We start from the raw sequence: 21,720 nt of genomic DNA, 5'->3' as shown, positions 1-21,720 counted from the left end.
CTATTGTGATCGCATCCATGTCACTCGGCATGATATCGGGACCGGGCATAGGCATTCAAAAGGGACCCGCCTGACGCGCGGGCTGCTGGCCCGAGGCGCCGTAGCGCTCAAATAGCGCAGGCGGTTCGGGCCAGCAGGTTTTCTTGGATCACCGCTGCTGCGATGATCTCGTCATAGGCGGCTTTCATCCCGTACAGTTTGAGCTGGCCCATCGCGTCCAGCACCTGCGATCTTTCCATTCTGCGGTCTCCTCAAGGTGTCATAGCGGGTGCAGTCGGCGGCTGGCTCGCAGGTCATCCGCGAACTCGAGGAGATGACCGAACGGCTGGTCGGCAAGCTCGACGGGCAGAATTCCGGACAGACGGCCCGCGGGCGCCGCGCTTCCGATCGCGGGGCCTACAGCCGATTCACCCGTGCCGTCGCCGAGGCCGAGCTGACCCGCTTCATCAAGCCCGACCTGCAGGCCGGCCTGTTCAGCTGGACGCTCGATGAGGAGGCCATCGCCCGCGCCGAGTTCTTCGACGGCAAGCTGGCGCTGCTGACCAACGCTGCCGACCTTGGCCCTGCCGAGGCCGTCGCCCGCTAAAAGTCGCTTGCCGATATCGAGCGCGGGTTCAGAGTGCTGAAATCCGACATCGAGATCGCCCCGGTCCATCACCGCCTGCCGGACCGCATCCGCGCCCATGCGCTGATCTGCTTCCTGGCACTGGTCCTCTACCGCGTCCTGCGGATGCGGCTGAAGGCGAAGGGCCATTCCGCAAGCCCGCGCACCGCGCTTGACTTGCTCGCGCGCATCCAGAAGCACACCGCCCATGCCGGAAACCGCACCCTGCAGGGCATCAGCAGAACAACACCGGAGCAACTCGGCCTCTTCGAAGCCATGGACCTTCCCAAGCCCGCCTGATGGGCGCTGTTGTCACATTTTTGTCCATTCGGTCGTAACAATATCAATTGCTTGCGCGTTTAACTGATGAACTTGGGAGGAAGCGACATTTGCTAAGTATCAGCTGGGCTGTTGATAATCCGGTTCCCCGGCCCCGATATGCTGCGGCGCGGCCCGCCGTTCCCGATGGGGTGGATAGCTCCTGCCCCCCCCGGCGCCGCAATGCGCCATACCGGGAAGAAGGGCTGTCAGTGAAGCGGCGGCGCGGCCGCAAGCGGGCCCGTGGAACGCGCTCCCCGATGCCGGAGGCGGCGTATCCCAATGCGCGCTGGTCTCTGGACTTCCTGGCTGACAGCTTCGGGGCATCCCGGAAATTCCGCATTCTGGCGGTGACAGACGATTGCAGCCGCGAAAACCTGTGCCTGATTGCTGACACCAGCATCTCCGGCGCACGTGTTGCGCGTGAGCTGGATGCGCTGGTGCGGATCTACGGTAAACCCGGATGTATAGTCAGCGATCGAGCCATTGAGGCGCCATTGGTCCGAGCCCAATGGCGAGGGGGACAGAGTTCTCGAGCCGGGCCATTCTGAGGTGGGCCGATCAGAGCGCAATTCCGTGGCACTATATCGACCCAGGGAAGCCGCAGCAGAACGCCTTTATCGAGCCATTCAACGGCAGCCTGCGCGACGAACTGCTGAACGAGGAGATATTTGACACCTTGGACGACGCCCGCCGGAAGCTGGCGCTCTGGCGTTACGATTACAGCACCGTCAGGCCGCACTCATCGCTCGGGAACAAAACACCGGCCGAAGCGCGCCGGACGCTTGAGCAATTTGAGGGCTCCGCGCCCGCCGCGCTTGCCAAGCCCGGAACCGGCGACTACCAAAATCAAACCAGCAGACTCTCGTTATGAATGAGGGACCAGCGGGGGGCAGGTCACAGCGATGAAAGCCTTTCAAGATAGCTACTTAGAAGCGGTCAACAGGCCCTGCGGGCTTCTCTGTTAAGAGCCGGGCCACGAGCGCCTGACGACAAAGCAATACGCTGCGCGCAGGGGGCAGGCTGGTGTATGACCCGTACGATGCTCCGGAACGTCCGCTGCCTCTGGAGATGCATGCTCGGCCCGCTCAATCTCTTGATCGACTGCTCTGGCTGTCAAAGGCGCGTGGAGTGAGGAGGGGCAGAAAATGATCCGGGCGATTATCTTCCCGACGAAAGGATGCACTGTATCACACTGATCGGCCAAAGCCTCATGGCGCGGGACTTCGGCCGGCAGGTCGTGGAGCTTCAGGTCAGCATCGCCGTGCTCAACTGATACACGGTTCTCGGCTTAACTGATACCGTGGCCGCAGGATGGGGCTGTCCGGGGAACGGGGAAGCACGGCCTTCAGCAGGGCCGCGGCCAAAGTCGTCGCCTGAACTCAAGCGGGAGAGGGTATACTTACCCCAACAAATGCTTTTTGCCACATCGTGGATCGCTGACAACTGTGCGGTTGCGGATCACGCCGGAGGCCACAAACGTTTTGAGACTGCGCTAACTAGCGTTTGCAACTGCCCGACTTTGTCGGCGAGTCCGCGTTGAGGTTGTACTGAATCCCATTGCAATTCCTCAGGGGTGCGGTGGTGGAATATGATCCAGTTTGGGTGCCAAGCTTCGATCATATGACCCGTTTCATAGTAAGTGATGACAAATTTATGTGAAGATTCTTGCGGAACTTGCGTCACAATCACCCTGGTCAAACCAGAGGATGACATGACTGCGCTCGATACTTTCAAGGCCGCGCTGCAAGGCGCCGACGTTCATGATCGGGTCCGTGAGGGGCTGATTGGCGAGGATGTACAGATCAATGGCCCGTTCGGGTCGCGTCCGCTGATCTACGCCGATTACGTGGCCTCGGGCCGCGCTCTGGCGCAGGTCGAAGACTTCATCCGCGACCACGTGCTGCCCTATTACGCCAACACCCATACGCAGGCTTCGTTCTGCGGTGAATACATGACCAAGCTGCGCGAGGCGGCGCGGGCCGAGGTGGCCCGGCTGACCGGGGCGGGCGCGGGCATGAGCGTTGTGTTCACCGGGGCGGGCTCCACCGCCGGGATCAACCGCATAGTCGGGCTGCTCGACCTTGCCGGGATGGTCCGCGCGGGGGAGCGGGTTCTGGTGCTGACCGGGCCTTATGAACATCACTCCAACATCCTGCCGTGGCGCGAGACCGGCGCAGAGGTGATCGAGATCGCGGAGGCACCCGGCGGCGGCGTCGACATGGATGATCTGGAACGCACGCTGGCGGCGGCGCAGGGCGCGGCGCGGATTGTCGGCACGTTTTCGGCGGCATCGAACGTGACCGGCATCCTGACCGATGTGGATGCGGTGACGCGGACGCTGCGTGCCCATGGCGCGCTGGCGATCTGGGATTACGGCTGTGCCGGTCCCTATTGCGAAATGGATATGAAGGCCGGAACCGATGCCTGCAAGGATGCCATCGTGTTTTCGGTTCACAAGTTTCCCGGCGGTCCCGGAGCCAGTGGTGTCGCGGTGATCCGCGACGGGATCGCCCGCCGGGCCACGCCGACGCTCCCTGGCGGCGGCACGGTCAGTTTCGTGTCGCCCTGGGGCCACGTCTATTCCGACAGCCTGTCGGCGCGGGAGGAGGGTGGCACGCCGAACGTGACCGGCGACATCCGCGTCGCGCTTGCGATGCTGGTCAAGGAAGCGCTGGGTCAGGACTGGCTTGATGCGCGGCAGGCGGCGCTGCGGGCGCGGGCGCAGGCAGTCTGGCACCAAAATGACAGGATCGAGCTGCTGGGCATTCCCGGCGCTGAGGCGCTGCCGATCTTTTCGTTTCGCGTCCGGGACGGGCAGGGGGGGCTGTTGCATCACCAGTTCTTTACGCGCCTGCTCAGTGATCTGACCGGGGTTCAAGCTCGCGGGGGTTGCGCCTGCGCAGGCCCTTACGGCCACCGGTTGCTTGGGCTGGGTAAGCTCGATTCCGATGCTACAATTGCGGCGCTGGACAAGGGCGAGGAAACGGCTAAACCCGGTTGGGTCCGGCTTAATCTTTCGGCTCTGATAACCGATGAGAAGGCGGATACGATTATTGCGGCGGTGGATGATCTGGCACGGATCGCCACAGAGTATGCCGATCAGTACCGTGTCGATACAAGTACCGCCCGGTTCAATGCCAAAAGCACCCAGAAGGAAACGCTCGTTTCATGACCGCAGTCCGGATCAGTCCCATTGCCAATCCCGCGTTTCGGACGCTTTTCGCGGCGCAGGTCTTTTCACTGCTCGCGATCGGCCTGATGACCGTGGCAATGTCGCTGGCGGCATACCGGATCGGCGGGACGGCGGCAGCGGGGCAGATCCTCGGGTTTCTTCTTGCGGTGAAGATGGTGGCCTATGTCTGCGTCTCGCCGCTGGCCGAAGCTTTGTTTGCCGGACGCCGGCGCAAACGTGTGATGGTGGGGCTGGATGTGGCCCGCATGTTTCTGCTGCTGCCGATGGCCTTTGCCACGCAGACCTGGCAGATCGCCGCGCTGGCGCTGGTCTTTTTTGCGGTCTCGTCGGGGTTCACACCGCTGTTCCAGTCGGTGATCCCGGATGTGCTGCCGGACAAGCGCAGCTATAGCCGGGCGCTGGTCTGGTCGCGGATCGCCTACACGCTGGAATCGGTGCTGTCGCCGGTGATCGCGGCTATGGTGTTGCAGGTGGTGGCTGGCGCGTTCCTGTTCTGGGTGGCGGCGGCGGCCTTTGCCGGCTCCATCGCGATGCTGCTGATCACGCATTTTCCGGCGGACACCGGGGACCGGCGCAAGGGCCCGTTCCTGACACGGGCGCTCCGGGGAGTGGCGATCTACCGCAAGACACCGCGCCTGCGCGGGCTGTTCCTGCTGAATTTCGCGCTGTCGCTGAGCATGGCGTGGGTGCTGGTCAATTCCGTGGTACTGGCGGGGGCGCGTCTGGGGGATGCAGAAGCACATTTCCCGATGCTGATGGCCTTTTACGGGCTTGGCGCGGCGATTGGCGCGGTTCTTGTTCCGCGTCTGATCGAGGCGCTGGAAGAGCGCCGGACGATGGCGGCGGGTGCGATGCTGCATGCGGCGCTCGGCTTTGCCATCGCACTGCCGCTGGGCTACGCCGGGTACATGGCGCTTTGGGTCGGGTTTGGGCTGGCGGCGTCGCTGGTGCTGACGCCGGGCGGCCTGGTGATTGCGCGCTCCGCCGGGGCAGGGGACCGCGCGTCGGTCTTTGCGGCGCAATTCTCGCTGTCCCACGCGGGATGGCTGGTGGCCTATCCGCTGGCTGGCGAGCTGGGCGCGCGGGCCGGTCTGGAGCCGGCGCTGATGATCCTGTCGGGACTGACCATTGGCGTGGTCGCGCTGGCGCTGCGGGTCTGGCCCGCAACCGATCCGCTGACCCGCGAACACGAGCATCCCGATCTGCCGGAGGACCATCCGCATCTGCGCGATACCCCGGCGCATGGGCCGCGGCAGCGGCATGCGCATGCCTTTCATATTGACGATCTCCACCAGGACTGGTCCGTCAGCCAGCCTGCCTGAGCCTGCGGAGACCGACCAGATGACTTACAGGAAAGATAACATGACACAGGATACCGCTTCCCCGATCGACGGTTTGGGCCTGCCCGCGCTGGAGGCGCGGCTGCGGGAAAATCTGAAATTCCTCTGCTGGCCGGGCACGGATTGGGTGCCGGCCCGTGAGGGCGTCAGCGATGTGGTGATCATCGGCGGCGGCATGTGCGGCATGGTGGCCTGGATGGCGCTGAAGTCCGGCGGCATTCACAACATGCGGGTTCTGGACCGCAGCCCCGAGGGGCTGGAAGGCCCTTGGCTGACCTATGCGCGGATGGAGACGCTGCGGTCGCCGAAGGAGCTGACCGGCCCGGCCTATGGCCATGGCGCGCTGAGCTTTCAGGCCTGGTACCGGGCGCAGTTCGGCACCGAAAAATGGCAGGCACTCAACAAGATCCCGCGCCCGATGTGGATGGAATATCTGCAATGGTATCGCAAGGTTCTGGAAATTCCGACCGAGAACGGCGTGTCCGTCGACCGTGTCGAACCCGAGGGCGAACTGCTGCGACTGCATCTGTCGGGCGCGGCGGAGCAGTCGATCCTGACCCGCAAGGTGGTCTTTGCCACCGGTCGCGATGGCACCGGCAAGCCGAATATCCCCGGCTTTGTTCAGCAGTTGGACCGCAAATTCTGGGCGCATAGCGCCGATGACATAGATTTCGACGCACTTAAGGGCAAGCGCGTTGCGGTGGTCGGCGTAGGGGCCTCTGCCGTGGACAATGCCGCAGAAGCGCTGGAACACGGAGCCGCCGAAGTGCGTCACCTGATCCGCCGCAAGGAGATGCCGACGGTCAACAAGATGATGGGCATCGGCTCTTTCGGCTTTACTGCCGGCTATGCTAGCCTGCCGGATGAATGGCGCTGGCGCTTCATGCAGTATTCCTTTGCCACGCAAACGCCGCCGCCGCATGGCTCGACGAAGCGGGTCAGCCGACATCCCAACGCCTATTTCCATTTTGGCAAGGCGGTGGAAACGACGGCTGAGCACGACGGCGCGGTCACGGTGGGTTTTGCCGATGGGACGTCTTACGAAGCGGATTTCGTGATCCTCGGCACCGGTTTCACCATCGACCCGCTGTCGCGCACCGAGTTTGGCGAGGCCGCGGGCGATATCCTGCTGTGGCAGGACGTCTACTCGCCGCCCGCGGATGAGCCCTCCCGCGATCTGGGCCGGTTCCCCTATCTGAATGACGATTTCACTTTCCGTGAAAAAGTGCCGGGGCAGGCGCCCTGGCTGTCAAATGTCTACTGCTTCAACTATGGCTCATCGGCCAGCCTTGGCAAGGTCAGCGGCGATATTCCGGGAATCTCGGAGGGTGCGGGCTGGATGGCGCGCGCGGTCGCGGCGAAGCTTTATGCCGAAGACGTGGCAGAGCATTGGCAGGCGATGCTGGACTACGACAAGCCGGAACTGATTGGCGACGAATGGGCGCCTTCGGAATTGGCCTGTGCTGAAAAGAAAGGGAAAGTGGCCTGATGGCAATCGAAACAACCGCATTGACCAGCGCCGGACTGGACAGCGCCCCCGGCGCAGCCGTCGAGGGACGCGCCAAGATCTTCGAAATGACCCAGGCGGCCGAAGAGGCGGTACTGAGACCGCAGGATTGCGGGCCCTGGTCGCATGAACTTCGCGCCGCCCTGGCGGCGCGGATCGCGACGCAGAATAACGAGCACAAGCTGGCTGCCCAATATGGCGCAGACGCCGGCGCCTTCGCGGCGTTGGCCGACCCGTCGCAGGACGGCATGGCACAAGGGCTTGAGACCGTGGTAAGCTTCATGGACAAGGTCGCCGCGGATACCCGGAATGTCGCGGCGGCGGATGTTTCGGCGTTGCAGGCCGCGGGGATCGCGGATGCCGATATCGTGCGGCTTTGCGAGCTGAATGCATTTCTTGCCTATCAGCTTCGGGTGATTTCCGGGCTTCGCCTGATGAAGGAGGCTTACGCATGACCAAGGTGATCACGAAGTTCACCCGCAACGTGCCGCATTGGCAGCCGCGCGTGAAACCCGTCGACCTGAGAGAGGCGAGCGCGGAGCAGCTGGAAGCGCTGAAGGTCACGCCTTCGAACACCAAAGTGTCTGAATACGTGCTGACGCTGGCGCATGACGTCGAGAGCCTGAAGGTGCGCTCGCCGCTGTTCAACGGCATCATGTATGACCGGGGCGGCATGAGCCGTGCCGAGCGGGAGCTGGGTGCGTTGGGGGCCTCCATGGTCAACCACTGCATCTATTGCGCCGCCGTGCATGCCGCGCGTCACGCGCAGCTTGAGAAATCCACGGATGTGACCGACAGGCTTTTCCGTGACGGTGTGCGGGCGGACCTTGGCCCGCGGGACCGGGCGATCTTTGACTTTGCCGTGGCGCTGTCGGAGACGCCGTCGCAGGCCGGGCCGGAACATATGGAAGCCCTGAAGGCCGCTGGTCTGGACGAGGCCGAAGTTCTGGACCTGATCCTGTCGGCAGCGTTGTTTGGCTGGGCCAACCGGCTGATGCATGTCCTGGGCGATCCGGTGCGGCTGCCGGAGACTGTCAGTTGACGAATTTCCATTATAACGGATGACTTTCCATTATGATGGTGTACTGTAAGAGGACTGTGACATAGAGAATCAGGGGGAAACTGTGGGCAAAACGGTAGGATTGGCGGGCGCGGGCTCGATCGCATTCGGAACGGCGGCTTTGCTGCATGATGCGGGCCATGATCCAATGCTTTGGTCGCCATCGGGCGAGGGCACGGCAGAGCTTGCAGTGGGGCGGACGCTGACCGCTGTCGGCGCATTGGACACCACGCTGACCCCGCGGATTGCCGACAGCGCGGTCACTCTGGCGCAGCAAAACGACGTTCTGATCGTCGCCCTGCCGGGTTACGGGCACAAGGTTGTTCTGGATGCACTGGCGCCACATATTGAGGAACGGCATCACGTGATTATCTCCTCGCACTCGTCGCTGGGGGCGGTCTACCTGATGCAACTTTTGGCAGAGCGGGGCGTCACCGTGCCGATCACCGCATGGGGCACGACGATCTGCACCGGGCGGCGGCAATCTGGGACCGAGGTCAAGGTGAACACCGTGCGCAGCCGCGTCGACCTCTGCACCGTGCCCGAACATCGGTCCGCCGGGGCGCTCAGCCTGTGCCAGGACCTGTTCGGCGACCGCTTTCAGCCGCGCGACGGGCTGCTGGCGATTTCGCTCTCCAACCTCAACCCGCAGAACCACATGGGCATTGCCCTCGGCAACATCACGCGGATGGAGCGCGGCGAGACCTGGAGCCAAGGCCAGAACGTCACGCCGACAGTGGGGCGGCTGTTAGAAAGGCTGGATCTCGAGCGTCTGGAGATCGCCAAGGCGCTTGGGCTGGAGGTCAAGACGATCTTCGAACATTTCCACTTGTCTTTCCACGTGCCGGTCGCCTCGATTTCCGAAATGAACCAGCAGATGCATGAACAAGGCAATGGTGGCACCGGGCCAGCGACCGCCGACAGCCGCTATGTCACCGAGGACGTGCCTTACGGGCTAGTGCTGACCGCCGCCCTTGGCCGCCTGACCGGCCATCCTGCGCCACTGCACGAGGCCGGTATCCGCATTCTCTCTGCCATGTATGGCCGGGACTTCGAGGCGGAAAACGATATCCTGACAGCGCTGGACCTGGACCGGTACAGTCTGGACGAACTGAAGGAGGCGGCGAATACGGGGCTCTTGCGCCAGCCTGCCAGCGCTTGAAGCGCAAAAATAAATAGCCAAGAAGAGCCAGCAAACAAACCAACAGAGAGCCAACACCATGTCTAAACTGATCCTTGACCGCCGCCGTTTCCTCGGCTCCGCTGCTGCCACCGGCGCGGCTCTGGCGTCGCCAGTCTATTTGCGCGGCGCCTCGGCGCAATCCGGCGGTGTGGTCAATATCTGGACCTACAACAATTTCGTGCCGGAAGATTTCCGCAAGCAGTTCGAAGCCGACACTGGAATCAAGGTCAACGTCCGCCTCGTTGACGACCAAGGAAAACAGTTCAATTTGCTGGCCGCCGAGCAGCCGAATCCGACCGTCGACATCATGACCGTTGCAGGCCACCGCTTCCTGCAGTTCATCGAAAGCGACCTGCTCGCGCCGCTCGACACAGGTCGTCTGACAAATTGGGGCAATCTCGACCCGACCTTCTCGGAATCTGACTGGTCGACGATCAACGGCAATAGGTGGGGTGCGCCGATCCTGTCCGGGATGGAAGTGCTGTCCTACAACTCCGAAATCGTGAGCGAGGAAGAGGCGCTGACCTGGGATACGCTGTTCAGTGAGAAATACAGTGGTCAAAATGCCTATATTATTCAGGACATGATGTCGATCATCATGCTGAAGTTGGGCTATGACGGCAACATGGTCGAATATCTTAACGACCCGGAGAAAGCCGCGCAGGTCGTCGAAGAAGCCAAAAACTTCCTCATCGAGAAGAAGCCGCTGGTGCGCAAGTACTATGACGGCGGCGCGGAGTTCCAGCAGATGATGGTCAACCAGGACATCGTACTTGGCCACTCGTGGAACGGTCCGGCGGCGGCGCTGATTAACGATGGATTCCCGCTCGGCATGACAATCCCGCGCGAAGGCTCCTACGGCTTTGTCTACACGTTCAATATTGCCAATAACGCGCCGAACGCCGACAACGCCTATACCTTCCTTGATGCGCTGCTGGCCTCGCCGGAAATCGGTGCGGTGATGAGCAAGGCGTCGGGCTTCATCTCGACCTACAAGGACGCGAGCCAGTATCTCAGCGATCTGGAGCGCAAATCCACCTCCTTCCCCGAAGAGCAACTGGCGAATCTGCAGTTCTTCCGCGCGGAAGCGAATGACCTGAAGTACAGCCTTGTCGATCCCGCGGTCGAAGCAATCAAAGCTGCCTGACCCCCTTTCATCGACACAGCCGCTCTCTGTCTCGCCTCGTGCGGGACAGAGATGCGAAGATATTCGAAAGACGACCGTATGACGTATGATGCATCCGCAGACGAGGACGGACGATCCATGTCGACAAACAGCGCGGACCGAACATTCTGGGGCCGTTTGGCCATGTGGGGACCGTACCACACTCTGATGCGGCTGGTTACGGCCTCGCCCCGGCGCCAGTTCCTTATCCTTGCCATTTTTCCACTGCTTTGGGTTCTGTCCCAGCATCTTGGCCCGATGTTGCAGATGCTGCGGGTGTCGCTGACGGACGCCTATCCGGTCGCACCCGGTGTGGAGCAGCACTTCACGCTGGACAATTATGTCCGCTTCTTCGGAGACAGCATCTTCTGGATGCCGTTTTTCCGGACTCTGATCTTTGCTGGGGTCTTTACCTTCTGCACGCTGATCATCACCTATCCGGTTGCCTATTTCCTGGCCCGCCATGTCAGCCGCAAGAACCAGATGCTGTTTCTGTTGCTGCTGCTGATCCCGTTCTGGGTTGGCGAGATCGTGCGGACTTATGCGATCATGATCCTGCTGGGCAATACCGGTGCGGTGAACCTGGCGCTGATGACGCTGGGGCTGATCGACCGGCCGATACCCTTTATGTACACCAGCTTTTCCATGGGCGTCGGCATCGTCTATCTGACCGCGCTCTACATGCTGCTGCCGCTCTATTCCTCGCTCGAAAAGCTTCCTAAGAGCATGAACGAAGCCGCCGCCGACCTGGGCGCGGGCGCCTGGACCCGGTTCCGTCGCGTGTCGCTGCCGCTTACCCTCGAAGGGATCTCTTCGGGCTGTACGCTGGTGTTCCTGATTTCCACCGGCTTTTACGCGACGCCCGTTTTGCTGGGTGGCCCCTCAACCACGGTCTTTGCCGAAACAATCGCGGGCTTCTTCCACGTGGCGGGCGATGAATGGCCAACCGGCGCGGCCTTTGCCACGATCATGTTTGCGGCGGCGCTTGTCATCACGGCCACGTTCCAGAAGCTGATGAGCACGCTGCGCAAGGGAGAGAAGAAATGAACAACCGGCCCGAATTGTTCCGCGGCAATCGCGTGTTTCTTGCCTGCATCTACTGGTCCTTTGTCCTCTATGTGTTTGTGCCGCTGATCCTGATGATTGTGATGGGGTTCAAGGACAGTAAGTTCATCGGCTTCCCGATCCGCTCCTGGACCCTGGACTGGTATACCGGCGTCTTTGCTGATGCCGAAGTTCTCTCGACCTTTGGATATTCGTTGGCCATTGCGGTCCTGTCGACGCTGATTTCAATTTTCGTCGGAACCTGGATCGCGGTGCTGCTCGAAGGACGCAAATTCTGGGGCCGCACGCTGGTCTTCGGTATGACTGTGCTGCCTGCGCTGGTGCCAGGGATCATCTCGGCCATCGCCTTCCGCATCTACGCCCGTTGGCTGGGGATCGAGCCGGGCATGGGCGCCATCATCTGGGCGCACGCAGTGCATAACGTGCCCTTCGTTGTGCTGGTGGTCATGGCGCGTCTATCGACGCTGCCGAAGAGCCAGACCGAAGCCGCGCGTGATCTGGGCGCTGATCCGCTGATTTCCTTCGTCCGCATTACTCTGCCCTATCTGGTGCCTGCCATTCTCGGTGCCTCGATCTTCTGCCTGCTGCTGTCGTTCGACGATTTCGTCCGTTCGTTCTTCCTCGGCGGCTATGAACCGACGCTGCCGGTGCTGATCTTTGCCAAGCTTCGTTCCGGGATGAGTCCCGAAATCAACGCCATCGCGACCGTTGCGCTGATCTTGACTGCCGCCATCGGCATCTGGGCCGAGCGTTTCACCCGCCGCATGAACAAGGAAACCTAAACTATGACCGACCAGACACCGCTTGTTCGTATCGAAGGGCTGTCGAAGCACTTCGGAAGCGCCGTTGCGCTGGACAACTTGTCGCTGGACATCGCGCGGGGTGAATTTGTGACCTTCCTTGGCCCGTCGGGCTGCGGCAAGTCCACCACCCTGCGCATTCTCGGCGGGTTCGAGCGCCCGACCACGGGACGGGTTATCCTCGACGGCGTCGACGTCACCAACCAGCCCCCCGAGAAACGCCATGTGAACATGGTGTTCCAGGACTACGCGCTGTTCCCGCATATGACCGTGGCGCAGAATGTGGCATTCGGGCTGGAACTAAAGGGCATGGGCAAGGCGGAAATCAAACGCCGCTCAAAAGAAATCATGTCTTTCCTTGAACTCGACTCCTATGCGTCGCGCTACCCGGTTCAGCTGTCGGGTGGCCAGCGGCAGCGCGTGGCGCTGGCTCGCGCGCTGGCGCCGGACCCGGCGCTGCTGCTGCTTGACGAACCGTTGGGGGCGCTGGATGCCAAGCTGCGCGGTCAAGTCCAGCAGGAGTTGAAGTCGATCCAGCGCCGCACCAACAAGACCTTCTTCTTCGTGACACACGACCAGGAAGAGGCGCTGACCATGTCCGACCGGATTGTGGTGATGAACAAGGGTAAGGTGGAGCAGGACGGAACCCCGGAAGAGTTGTACTTCCGGCCCGCCAGCCGCTTTGTGGCCGAGTTTATCGGCGAAACCAATCTGCTGTCTGGCTGGATGCGCGGCACAGAGGGCGACAAGGTCGTCATGGACTGGGAGGGCACAACCCTTATGGGCAAGGCGCCCGCAGGGAGGCATGAAGACGGTCAGCCGATCACCGCTTCGGTTCGTCTCGAGAGGCTGGGCATCAGCGCAGAACGTCCGCAAACCGCCAACGCGGTTCAGGGACGTGTGGTCGGCAAAACCTTCCTCGGCTCGCGTATGGCGATAGAAGTTGCAGTGGGTGAGGGCAATGCCCTGATCAAGGCTTATGTGGATGCCGAAACCGGCCAGTCCGTCGGCTGCGATCCGGTTTGGATCGGCTGGGAGGCGGACAACATGGCGGTCCTGAACGACTGATAGCAAAACCGCCTGCCTCGGACTAGGTGCCGGGGCGGGTGAAAGGCCTGTTCGACCAGATCAATTTGGTTGGGTCGACATACGGACGCACAGATCGTCCAGCGTCTAGTCAAGCGGGATCTAGCAGGCAAGTCCGCGGCATTGTCAGGTTAATCGAGCAGAGGGTTTCGCCAAATTGGTGTTTGACGGCCGTGTAAGCCTGTTTACCACTGGATCACTCGGCCTTCTCCAAGGCCCAGCCTGCCGACGCCGTCCGCTCGCGGATTGAAAGCAAGGAAGCGGGTTTGGCAGTTAAGCGGCAGAGAGTTAGCAGAGATGGAGGCGAAAGAGCAGGTTGGTCTGGTTAAGGGCGACCATGAACGGTGATGTCACTTTATTTTGCCGGGCAAGGTTGCATTTCCAGCGAGCAGGCGTTTGGACGTCTTGCTTGGCTATGCGTGTCAAATGATCTTGGAGCATACGGTGCTGCGTGTGAGACCCGTTATGGATGAATTAGTGTCCAAATTCTGCTCCCGTACCCAGCTTCCGCGAAAATCGCATCATCACGAACGGCGGCGAACTCACTCGGCGCCGTTTTGCGTAGCATCTCCAGCAGATTGCCCTCAATCGTAAGCCAGTGGCCCTGCGCCTCGGCATCCCAGTGCACCACCACCCGCTCGACGAGCTCATGCAGCTCATCGGCTGGCGTTGGAAGCCATCGGCGAGGAACTGACGACGGCCGAACTGGCCAAGAAGTACAACATTCACCCGACGTTGATCGGTGGCTGGAAGCGAACGGCGATCGAGAACATGGCACAGGCCTTTGGCGGGACTTCGCCGGGCGTGCTGCAGATTTCGGAGAGAGATGTCGAGAAGCTGCATGTAAGGAACAGTCAGTTGGTCGTGGAACGGGATGCTCCGCCGCGCCTTCGAGGCTCCACTGGGGCCACGGTCGCTGCTTCGATGTCCGAAACCTCCAGTCTCGTCCTCAGCACTGGAGGCAAGCTGATCTGGCGACCGATCAGGGGTCGCAGTTCACAAGCGCCGATGTCACCGACGTTCTGAACGACGCGCCGATGAAAAAATCGATGGATGGCCGTGGGCGCTGGACCGATAACCGAATGATCGAGCGTCTCTGGAGGTCGCTGAAGTACGAATGCGTCAACCTGAACGCCTTCGAGACCGGGTCCGAGGCCCGCGACGGGATCGGTCGCTGGATGGCCTATTACAATGAAAAACGTCCGCACTCATCGCACGGGCTGCTGACGCCGGACGAGGCCTATGATAACCGGCCCCCGACCTTGAAGGTCGCCGCCTGAAATGAAACCAGTGCTATAGCTTAGCCCGGCGGCATACCGGTCGAATATCCAGGACTACCTCTGGTCCCATGGACCCTTACTTTTCAGGGCTTCCAGCGCGACCTTCGCCTTGAACTCAGGCGCGTGCTGCTTCCGTTTCGACATCTCTGATCTTTTACTCGTCGACGATCAGCAGATCGTAGCTTATGCCACTGTCCGAATTACAGGGGTTAGCTCAATGACCTGGAAAAGACCATGACCCCGTAACGGACAGAACACTGGCTTGGCTACGCACGGCAATTGAAGGGCCGGTTCACAAGCTGTGGCAGGCGAACAAGAACCCAGGCCGAAGCTGGCTTCCGGCTCTGCGGCGGCCGGTTCATCGACCTTGACAGGACAGAGCGCAGTTTGGGTTTCCCCAGGAATGACGACAGGTTATGTAGGGTGGCGGCTTCATCTATGAATACGATACTGCTTCATCTTCCTATAAAGTGTAGGCCGCGAGATTCCCAAAACTGCCGCCACCTTTGTCAAGTTGCCATTTTCCGAAATCATTGTCCTTTTAATAGCACTGGCCTCAATACTTTCCAAATTTCCTGAATGCCCCTTGAGAATGCTTCTCAGTGGATCCCCCTCGGTGTTTTCGAAATCTTCGCCTATTTCCGGCGGCAGGTCTCTCTCCGTCACCAGGCTGCCAGTTTTAATCAAATAAACCCGCTGGATCACGTTGCGGAGCTCACGGACGTTGCCGGGCCATTGATAGTTGGACAGCAATCTGATCGCCTCTTCAGTGAAATTCATGACCGGGCGGCCGGTTTCACGGGCATACATCTGAGAAAAATGGTCGACCAGTGTAATAAGGTCGTCACCGCGATCGCGCAGGGGCGGAACTTCGATGGTCACCACACTTAAGCGATAAAAAAGATCACGCCGAAAATTGCCCTTCTCGATCTCTTGCCGCAGGTCACGGTTCGTCATAGCGACCAGCCGCACATCAACGGGTCGTCTTTGGCTGTCGCCGATGCGGTAGATCGCCCGCTGTTCAAGCGCCCTTAGAAGATAGGGCTGCAACTCGATCGGCATATCACCGATCTCGTCAAGACAAAGTACACCGCCATCAGCCAGTTCGAACTTGCCTGAGCGGCCGCCCTGCACGGCCCCGGTAAAAGCACCTTCGGCGTAGCCAAACAGCTCCGCTCCTATCAATTCGCTGGAGATTGCGGCACAATTGACAGGCACGTAAGGCGCGTTCGCTCCCGACAGGCGGCTGTGGATCAGTCGAGCAAAAAGCTCTTTCCCAACTCCGGTTTCACCGTGGATCAAAACCGAGATATTCGCAAGCGCAGCTCTTTCGGCCAGTTCGATTGCATCAACCATCTTGGGTGAGGAGCCAACGATCTGGATGCCGTCTTCGTCAACATTGGCGCGCGGCTTGATCCAGCGGACCTCACCCGTCTGGCTGCTCAATTTGCGTTCGCTTTTCAAAAACAACGCAGCCCCGCGATCAACGCCTTCAAGCTTCAGCCGCCCGATTCCACTAGCCTCGACGGAGAGAGGCAGCAATGTGGGAATATCCTTGTCCGCTAGCTCTTCCAGCTTAGGCAACAGCTTGTGGCCGACCGCCAGCTCCTTAACACTGGAAAGAACTTCTTCATCCAGACCACGACGAAACAGGATCCGCCCATCCTTGTCCAAAAGGATGACGCTGTCGTTCACCCGGCTGTAATCCGACACCAGGAAAGCTTCCAGCAATCGTGTTCGTTCTTCCTGCTGTTGCTCAGCTAAAGCGATTTCGATCTCGCGCGCTGCCGCCAATACTAGTGCGATATTGTGCTGCCGGAAGATCTGCGGCGGGCCGGACAGATCCACGACACCAATGATTGTTTGCGTGAAAGGATCCCGGATCGGAGCACCGGCACAAGTCCAGGACTGCACACCTTCAACAAAGTGTTCTGCAGCGTGGACATAGGCTGGCTTCCCGGTTTTCAAAGCGGTTCCGATGCCATTGGTTCCGATTGCCTGTTCGCTCCAGTCGCCGCCGATTTCAAGGTGGATCTCTTGCCCCTCATCCAGCACCAGCTCGTCGCCGATTGCGTCAATGATCACGCCCTGATCGTCTGCCAGGATTAGGATCGTTTTGGCTTCTTTCAGATGGGGTTCAAGCCGTTTGAAAGCCGCTGAAGCAGCTTTGCGCAGTGCCCTGTTATGCTCGCGGCGAAGATATAACTGACTTGCGTCGGCAATCTTGCGTGAGCCTTGACTGCTCACATCGACGCCAAGATCCCTGCTGCGAAGCCATGAATCAAGTATTTCCCCACGAACGTCCTGAGGCTGGGAGTCGGAGTGGTGTCCGGACGATACAAAACGTTCCCACGCCTCGCGAGCGTGATGTTCCTTACTATTGTCATTGCCCGTCAAATCTTTGGCCTTCTCAGTTGTTCGCTCGGGTACAGTTCACACAGTGCTTGCAGCTGGCACTTCTAAGTCGTTGGCCATGAAAGAAAAGTACCCTCGCCGTCTATTCGCGCTTCAGCCCCAGTAGCGTCTCAAGCGTATTCGCAAGGTCGGTCTCGGTAAACTCTGAATTGATTTCCACATTTTCCAGATGGCCGATTGCTTCGCGTGTTTCGTCATCTACAGGGGAAAAGAAACCGTTTTCCTTGGTCGCCAGCACCAATTTGCGCGACATGAAATTCCCGCGGATTTCACCAAGCATTTGAATTTGGCGCCCATTGGACAAGTCTGCAATCAACACGCGATTGTTTATGCTTACTTTGACGTAGGGCTCGGGCGTTCTCGCAGCGGCAGATGCTTTGAGATCATGGATGATCAGCCCGTCGGGCTTGGGTTCTTCGCGGGCACGCGCCTGCTCCTGACGCATCCGGGTGAAACCGCCGTTGCTGATCTGGTCTGCCAGCTTACGGATCGTTCCTGCGTTTTCGGATAAAACCCGCCTAGCTTTAACGTCTTCAAGACGCGGTCCATCGCGCTTCGAAAAGATATCCACAATACGTTCCTCCCAGTTTCGGAAAGTACCAGCTATAAGCACTGATTCCTATTTATAATGACGCGGGACCTGCTGGCCCACGCGGACAAGATGAGGCGAAAACCGGGACGACCGTCCGGGTGATGGCGTGATGGCGATTTTTCAAAGGCGGTCAGCCCGCTTCGGTTTTCCCTGAGACCGGAGGCCGGCAGTCCGGCCCCCGAGAATGGTAAAAGTTAAAGCATTTTTCCGGTCCGGCTTCAGGTCAGGTCCAAGCGATCGGCGTTCATAACTTTGGTCCAGGCCGCGACGAACTCGTCTACAAAATGCTTCTCGTTGGCCCGGCTGGCATACACTTCGGACAACGCGCGAAGCTGCGAATTAGAGCCGAACACCAGATCTACACGCGTGCCGGTCCATTTCTTTTCCCCGCTCGACCTGTGACGGCCTTCAAAAACGCGTTCGTCCGGATTGGTGGGCACCCACTCGATATCCATGTCCAGGATATTGGTAAAATAATCGTTGCTGAGAGTGCCCGGGCGGTTGGTTAGAACGCCCGCATTGGACGGGCCATGGGTCGCACCGATGGAACGCAGGCCTCCGACAAGAACCGTCATTTCCGGCGCGCTGAGCCCAAGAAGCTGTGCTTTGTCAATCAGGAGCGCCTCGGCAGGATAGGTATAGGCGGCTTTCTCGAAGTTGCGGAAACCATCTGCGATCGGCTCCAAGGGTTCGAAGGACTCAACATCGGTTTGATCGGCATTGGCGTCAGTACGCCCCGGGTTGAAGGGAACCTTTATATCGTGGCCGCCAGCGCGGGCCGCCTGCTCAATCGCCGCATTGCCGCCAAGAACGATCAAATCGGCCAAAGAAACCTCTTTGCCGCCCGACGCCCCGCCATTGAAGGCTGCTTGGATACCTTGGAGGGTGTCCAAAACGCGGGACAGGCGAGCTGGGTCGTTGGCCTCCCAGTCTTTCTGCGGCGCAAGCCGGATGCGCGCGCCATTGGCACCGCCCCGCTTGTCGGAGCCACGGAATGTGGAGGCAGAAGACCACGCTGCCCAGACAAGATCGGCCACTGACAGGTTGCTGGCCAGGATCTCCGCCTTGAGTCCGAGAAGATCGGACTCGTCGATTAGAGGGTGCTCAGCCGCCGGGAGAGGATCTTGCCAGATAAGGTCCTCCGCCGGAACCTCATTGCCCAGGTAGCGGGCTTTCGGCCCCATGTCGCGGTGGGTCAGCTTGAACCAGGCGCGGGCAAAGGCCTCGGCGAATTCATCGGGGTTTTCATGGAACCGCCTGGAGATCGGGCCGTAGACCGGGTCCATGCGCATTGCCATATCGGCAGTGGTCATCATCAGCGGCACTTTTTCTGACGAGCCGTCCACTTGCGGTGCGTGATCATCATCCGACAGGCCTTTGGCGTGCCAGATCTGCGCGCCCGCCGGGCTTTTGGTCAGCTCCCAATCGTAGCCGAAGAGAACATCGAAAAAGCCGTTATCCCACTTTATCGGATTTGAGGTCCAAGGCCCTTCGATACCTGAGGTGGTGGTGTCGGCTCCCTTGCCCGAGCGATGGGTATTTTTCCACCCCAAGCCCATCTCCTGTAACGGGGCCGCTTCAGGCTCTGCGCCGACCAGGGCCGGATCGCCTGCACCATGCCCCTTTCCAAATGTGTGCCCCCCGGCAACAAGCGCCACGGTTTCTTCATCATTCATTCCCATCCGGGCGAAGGTCTCGCGAATATCCCGGCCAGAGGCGATGGGATCGGGGTTGCCGTTGGGGCCTTCAGGATTGACATAGATTAGACCCATCTGCACGGCGGCGAGCGGGTTCTCCAGTTCACGGTCACCGGAATAGCGGGTCTCACCCAGCCATTCAGTTTCGGACCCCCAGTAGATATCTTCTTCCGGTGCCCAAATGTCCTCGCGCCCGCCACCAAAACCGAAGGTCTTGCCGCCCATGGTTTCGATGGCGACGTTACCTGCGAGAACAATCAGGTCCGCCCAGGAAATTGCGTTGCCGTATTTCTCCTTGACTGGCCAGAGAAGTCGGCGGGCCTTGTCGAGATTGCCGTTGTCCGGCCAGCTGTTCACTGGCGCGAAACGCTGGTTGCCAGTAGCAGCCCCGCCACGCCCGTCGGCGGTGCGGTACGTCCCGGCACTGTGCCATGCCATGCGGATGAACAGCGGACCATAGTGGCCGTAGTCCGCCGGCCACCAGTCTTTGGTGTCCGTCATCAGCGCTGCTAAATCTGCCTTCACTGCGTCCAGATCAAGAGCCTTGAATGCCTGGGCATAATCAAATGTCTCCGGCAGCGGTTCCGAAGCCGGCTGATGCTGGTGCAAAATCCGCAAATTAAGCTGGTTGGGCCACCATTCGTGGCCGCTCTTGGCCGTCGCTGCGGCCGCGCCGTGCATTACCGGGCATTTGCCCCTTTGGCGCATGTCATTTCCGTCCATCGTATCTCTCCCACATTCGAAAATTAGCAATCTATCCTTCAGCCAAATGAGGCTTAGGGCTGGGCGTCCCGTCCGGCGGGATCACCCGATTTCTTAAGAAAGGCCGTTCAGAGGTTCTGTTTGCTCAGCCCTGCGGCGATGTAGTCGGCCTGGCGGATCGCCAGCGCCACGATGGTGAGCGTCGGATTTTCCGCAGCACCGGTGGTGAACTGACTGCCGTCTGAAACAAAGAGGTTGGGAACGTCGTGGGTCTGGCCATGTGCATTCACCACCCCATCCCGCGGGTTCTCAGACATCCGGTTGGTGCCAAGGTTGTGGGTCGAAGGATAAGGCGGGGTCGGGAAAACGCGGGTCGCGCCCACTGCCTCATAGACCCCTAAGCCCTGTTTGTAGGCATGTTTGCGCATGGCGACATCATTGGGGTGATCGTCGAAATGCACATCGGCCACTGGCAGGCCATGCTGGTCGGTCACCGCATGGTTGAGTGTGATGCGGTTGGTCTCCTGCGGCATGTCTTCGCCGACGATCCACATGCCGGCCATGTTCTCGTAGTGATCGAGCGCGGTGGTGAACTCGCGCCCCCAGCCGCCGGGATCGAGGAAGGCCGCCATGAAGGGAAGCCCCAGCGCCAGGGTCTCCAGCTCATAGCCGCCGACAAAGCCGCGTTCGGGATCGTGCTTGGCCTCGTCTTGGATGATCCCCGCCATGGTGGTGCCGCGCCACATCCTGACCGGCTTGTCGAAGGTCGCATAGACCGAGCCGGTGACGTGCCGCATGTAGTTGCGCCCCACCTGCCCAGAGCTATTGGCCAGTCCGTCCGGGAACATCGCGGAGGCCGAGTTGAGCAGCAGGCGCGGGCTCTCGATCGAATTGCCGGCGACGCAGACCACGCGGGCCTTCTGTTCCTGCTGGTTGCCATCGGCATCGACATAGACGACGCCCGTGACCTTACCCTGCTGGTTGTGCTCGATCCGTAGGACATGTGCCCGCTCGCGCACCTCGAGATTGCCGGTTGCCTCGCCCTTCGGGATGTCGGTATAGGCCGACGACCACTTGGCCCCCCATTTGCAGCCCTGGAAGCAGAAGCCGGTCTGCTGGCAGGCCGGACGCCCGTCATAATCCGCCGAGTTGATCGCCATGCGCCCGGTGTGCACCTGCTCATAGCCAAGCGCCTTGGCGCCCTTCTCGAAGACCTGGAAGTTGTTGTTGCCGGGCAGACCGGCGCGGCCGCCGGTGCGGGTCACGCCCAGCTTGGTCTCGGCCTTGGTGTAATAGTCGTCCATCTCGCGCGGATCGATCGGCCAGTCGAGCAGGTTTGCGCCCTGCACCGCGCCATAGGTGGTCTTGGCCTTCCATTCATGGTCCTGAAACCGCAGCGCAGCGCCGGCCCAGTGGGTGGTGGTGCCGCCCACAGCCTTCACTATCCAGGCAGGAAGTCCCGAAAAATCCTTGGCAACGCGCCAGTCGCCTGAGGTCGTGCGCGGATCGGTCCAGGCGAGCTGGCCGAAGCTTTCCCATTCGTCATTGATATAGTCTTCCGGCAGATAGCGCCCGCCCGCTTCGAGGGCGACCACGGACACGCCTTTCTGAGCTAGTTCGTTGGCTAGTACGCCGCCGCCAGCACCGGTGCCTATGACGACGACGACGCTGTCGTCATTTAAATTAAATGGTGCAGTCATTGCTCACCCC

The 21,720-nt window shown here is 60.5% G+C and carries 15 protein-coding genes and 5 pseudogenes; 15 read left to right on the top strand and 5 right to left on the bottom strand.

Annotated features, from left to right (window positions below):
* Positions 1-149: 149 nt before the first annotated feature.
* Positions 150-239, bottom strand: a pseudogene (locus AC0KW6_RS08820) (ATPase); the annotation flags it as partial.
* Between the two features lie 56 nt (positions 240-295).
* Here AC0KW6_RS08820 and AC0KW6_RS08815 point away from each other — a divergent pair.
* From AC0KW6_RS08815 to AC0KW6_RS08745, 15 genes and pseudogenes are all read left to right on the top strand, one after another.
* Positions 296-904: pseudogene (locus tag AC0KW6_RS08815) on the top strand (IS1634 family transposase); the annotation flags it as partial.
* Between the two features lie 209 nt (positions 905-1,113).
* Positions 1,114-1,796: pseudogene (locus tag AC0KW6_RS08810) on the top strand (integrase core domain-containing protein); the annotation flags it as partial.
* A 297-nt stretch (positions 1,797-2,093) separates the two neighbouring features.
* A pseudogene (locus AC0KW6_RS08805) lies at positions 2,094-2,198 on the top strand (IS5/IS1182 family transposase); the annotation flags it as partial.
* A 438-nt stretch (positions 2,199-2,636) separates the two neighbouring features.
* A complete protein-coding gene (locus tag AC0KW6_RS08800; RefSeq protein WP_323776088.1) occupies positions 2,637-4,097 on the top strand; it encodes an aminotransferase class V-fold PLP-dependent enzyme in 1,461 nt (486 codons plus the stop codon).
* Positions 4,094-5,440, top strand: coding sequence for an MFS transporter (locus AC0KW6_RS08795; RefSeq protein ID WP_323776087.1), 1,347 nt, complete (start codon positions 4,094-4,096; stop codon positions 5,438-5,440). Before AC0KW6_RS08800 ends, AC0KW6_RS08795 begins: the two co-directional genes overlap by 4 nt.
* Before the next feature lie 40 nt (positions 5,441-5,480).
* Positions 5,481-6,947, top strand: coding sequence for an NAD(P)/FAD-dependent oxidoreductase (locus AC0KW6_RS08790; RefSeq protein WP_323776086.1), 1,467 nt, complete (start codon positions 5,481-5,483; stop codon positions 6,945-6,947).
* The gene (locus AC0KW6_RS08785; RefSeq protein WP_323776085.1) at positions 6,947-7,420 is read left to right on the top strand and encodes a hypothetical protein; all 474 of its coding nucleotides are present in this window, start codon (positions 6,947-6,949) and stop codon (positions 7,418-7,420) included. Before AC0KW6_RS08790 ends, AC0KW6_RS08785 begins: the two co-directional genes overlap by 1 nt.
* Entirely contained in the window at positions 7,417-8,007 is a 591-nt protein-coding gene (locus AC0KW6_RS08780) for a peroxidase-related enzyme (protein ID WP_323776084.1), read from the top strand. Before AC0KW6_RS08785 ends, AC0KW6_RS08780 begins: the two co-directional genes overlap by 4 nt.
* An 82-nt stretch (positions 8,008-8,089) precedes the next feature.
* On the top strand, positions 8,090-9,187 hold the full coding sequence (locus AC0KW6_RS08775; protein WP_323776083.1) for an NAD/NADP octopine/nopaline dehydrogenase family protein: 1,098 nt from the start codon (positions 8,090-8,092) through the stop codon (positions 9,185-9,187).
* 58 nt (positions 9,188-9,245) lie between these two features.
* Complete coding sequence (locus AC0KW6_RS08770; RefSeq protein WP_323776082.1) at positions 9,246-10,355, top strand: ABC transporter substrate-binding protein; 1,110 nt, start codon at positions 9,246-9,248, stop codon at positions 10,353-10,355.
* 78 nt (positions 10,356-10,433) lie between these two features.
* The gene (locus AC0KW6_RS08765) at positions 10,434-11,420 is read left to right on the top strand and encodes an ABC transporter permease (RefSeq protein WP_323776081.1); all 987 of its coding nucleotides are present in this window, start codon (positions 10,434-10,436) and stop codon (positions 11,418-11,420) included.
* A 14-nt stretch (positions 11,421-11,434) separates the two neighbouring features.
* Positions 11,435-12,220: an ABC transporter permease gene (locus tag AC0KW6_RS08760; protein ID WP_323776094.1), complete on the top strand. Its 786-nt coding sequence runs from the start codon at positions 11,435-11,437 to the stop codon at positions 12,218-12,220.
* A 3-nt stretch (positions 12,221-12,223) separates the two neighbouring features.
* A complete protein-coding gene (locus AC0KW6_RS08755) occupies positions 12,224-13,306 on the top strand; it encodes an ABC transporter ATP-binding protein (RefSeq protein ID WP_323776080.1) in 1,083 nt (360 codons plus the stop codon).
* Positions 13,307-13,993: 687 nt separating this feature from the next.
* Entirely contained in the window at positions 13,994-14,350 is a 357-nt protein-coding gene (locus AC0KW6_RS08750; RefSeq protein ID WP_323776095.1) for a hypothetical protein, read from the top strand.
* Positions 14,302-14,604: pseudogene (locus AC0KW6_RS08745) on the top strand (integrase core domain-containing protein); the annotation flags it as partial. The gene AC0KW6_RS08750 and the pseudogene AC0KW6_RS08745, both read left to right, overlap by 49 nt.
* Positions 14,605-15,036: 432 nt before the next feature.
* On the opposite strand, the gene AC0KW6_RS08740 reads toward AC0KW6_RS08745, so the two are convergent.
* The 4 genes from AC0KW6_RS08740 to AC0KW6_RS08725 form a co-directional block, all read right to left on the bottom strand.
* Positions 15,037-17,001, bottom strand: coding sequence for a sigma-54-dependent Fis family transcriptional regulator (locus tag AC0KW6_RS08740; RefSeq protein ID WP_323776079.1), 1,965 nt, complete (start codon positions 16,999-17,001; stop codon positions 15,037-15,039).
* A 100-nt stretch (positions 17,002-17,101) separates the two neighbouring features.
* On the bottom strand, positions 17,102-17,590 hold the full coding sequence (locus tag AC0KW6_RS08735) for a hypothetical protein (protein WP_323776078.1): 489 nt from the start codon (positions 17,588-17,590) through the stop codon (positions 17,102-17,104).
* A 239-nt stretch (positions 17,591-17,829) separates the two neighbouring features.
* Positions 17,830-20,031 (bottom strand): catalase/peroxidase HPI, encoded by a 2,202-nt coding sequence (gene katG, locus AC0KW6_RS08730; RefSeq protein ID WP_474034704.1) that lies wholly within the window; start codon positions 20,029-20,031, stop codon positions 17,830-17,832.
* Positions 20,032-20,138: 107 nt separating this feature from the next.
* The gene (locus AC0KW6_RS08725) at positions 20,139-21,710 is read right to left on the bottom strand and encodes a GMC family oxidoreductase (RefSeq protein ID WP_474034703.1); all 1,572 of its coding nucleotides are present in this window, start codon (positions 21,708-21,710) and stop codon (positions 20,139-20,141) included.
* Positions 21,711-21,720 lie beyond the last annotated feature (10 nt).

This window comes from Leisingera sp. SA215 (genome assembly GCF_055902035.1).
Note: the sequence above shows the minus strand (reverse complement) of the source record. Positions and strands in the feature narration are given on the sequence as shown.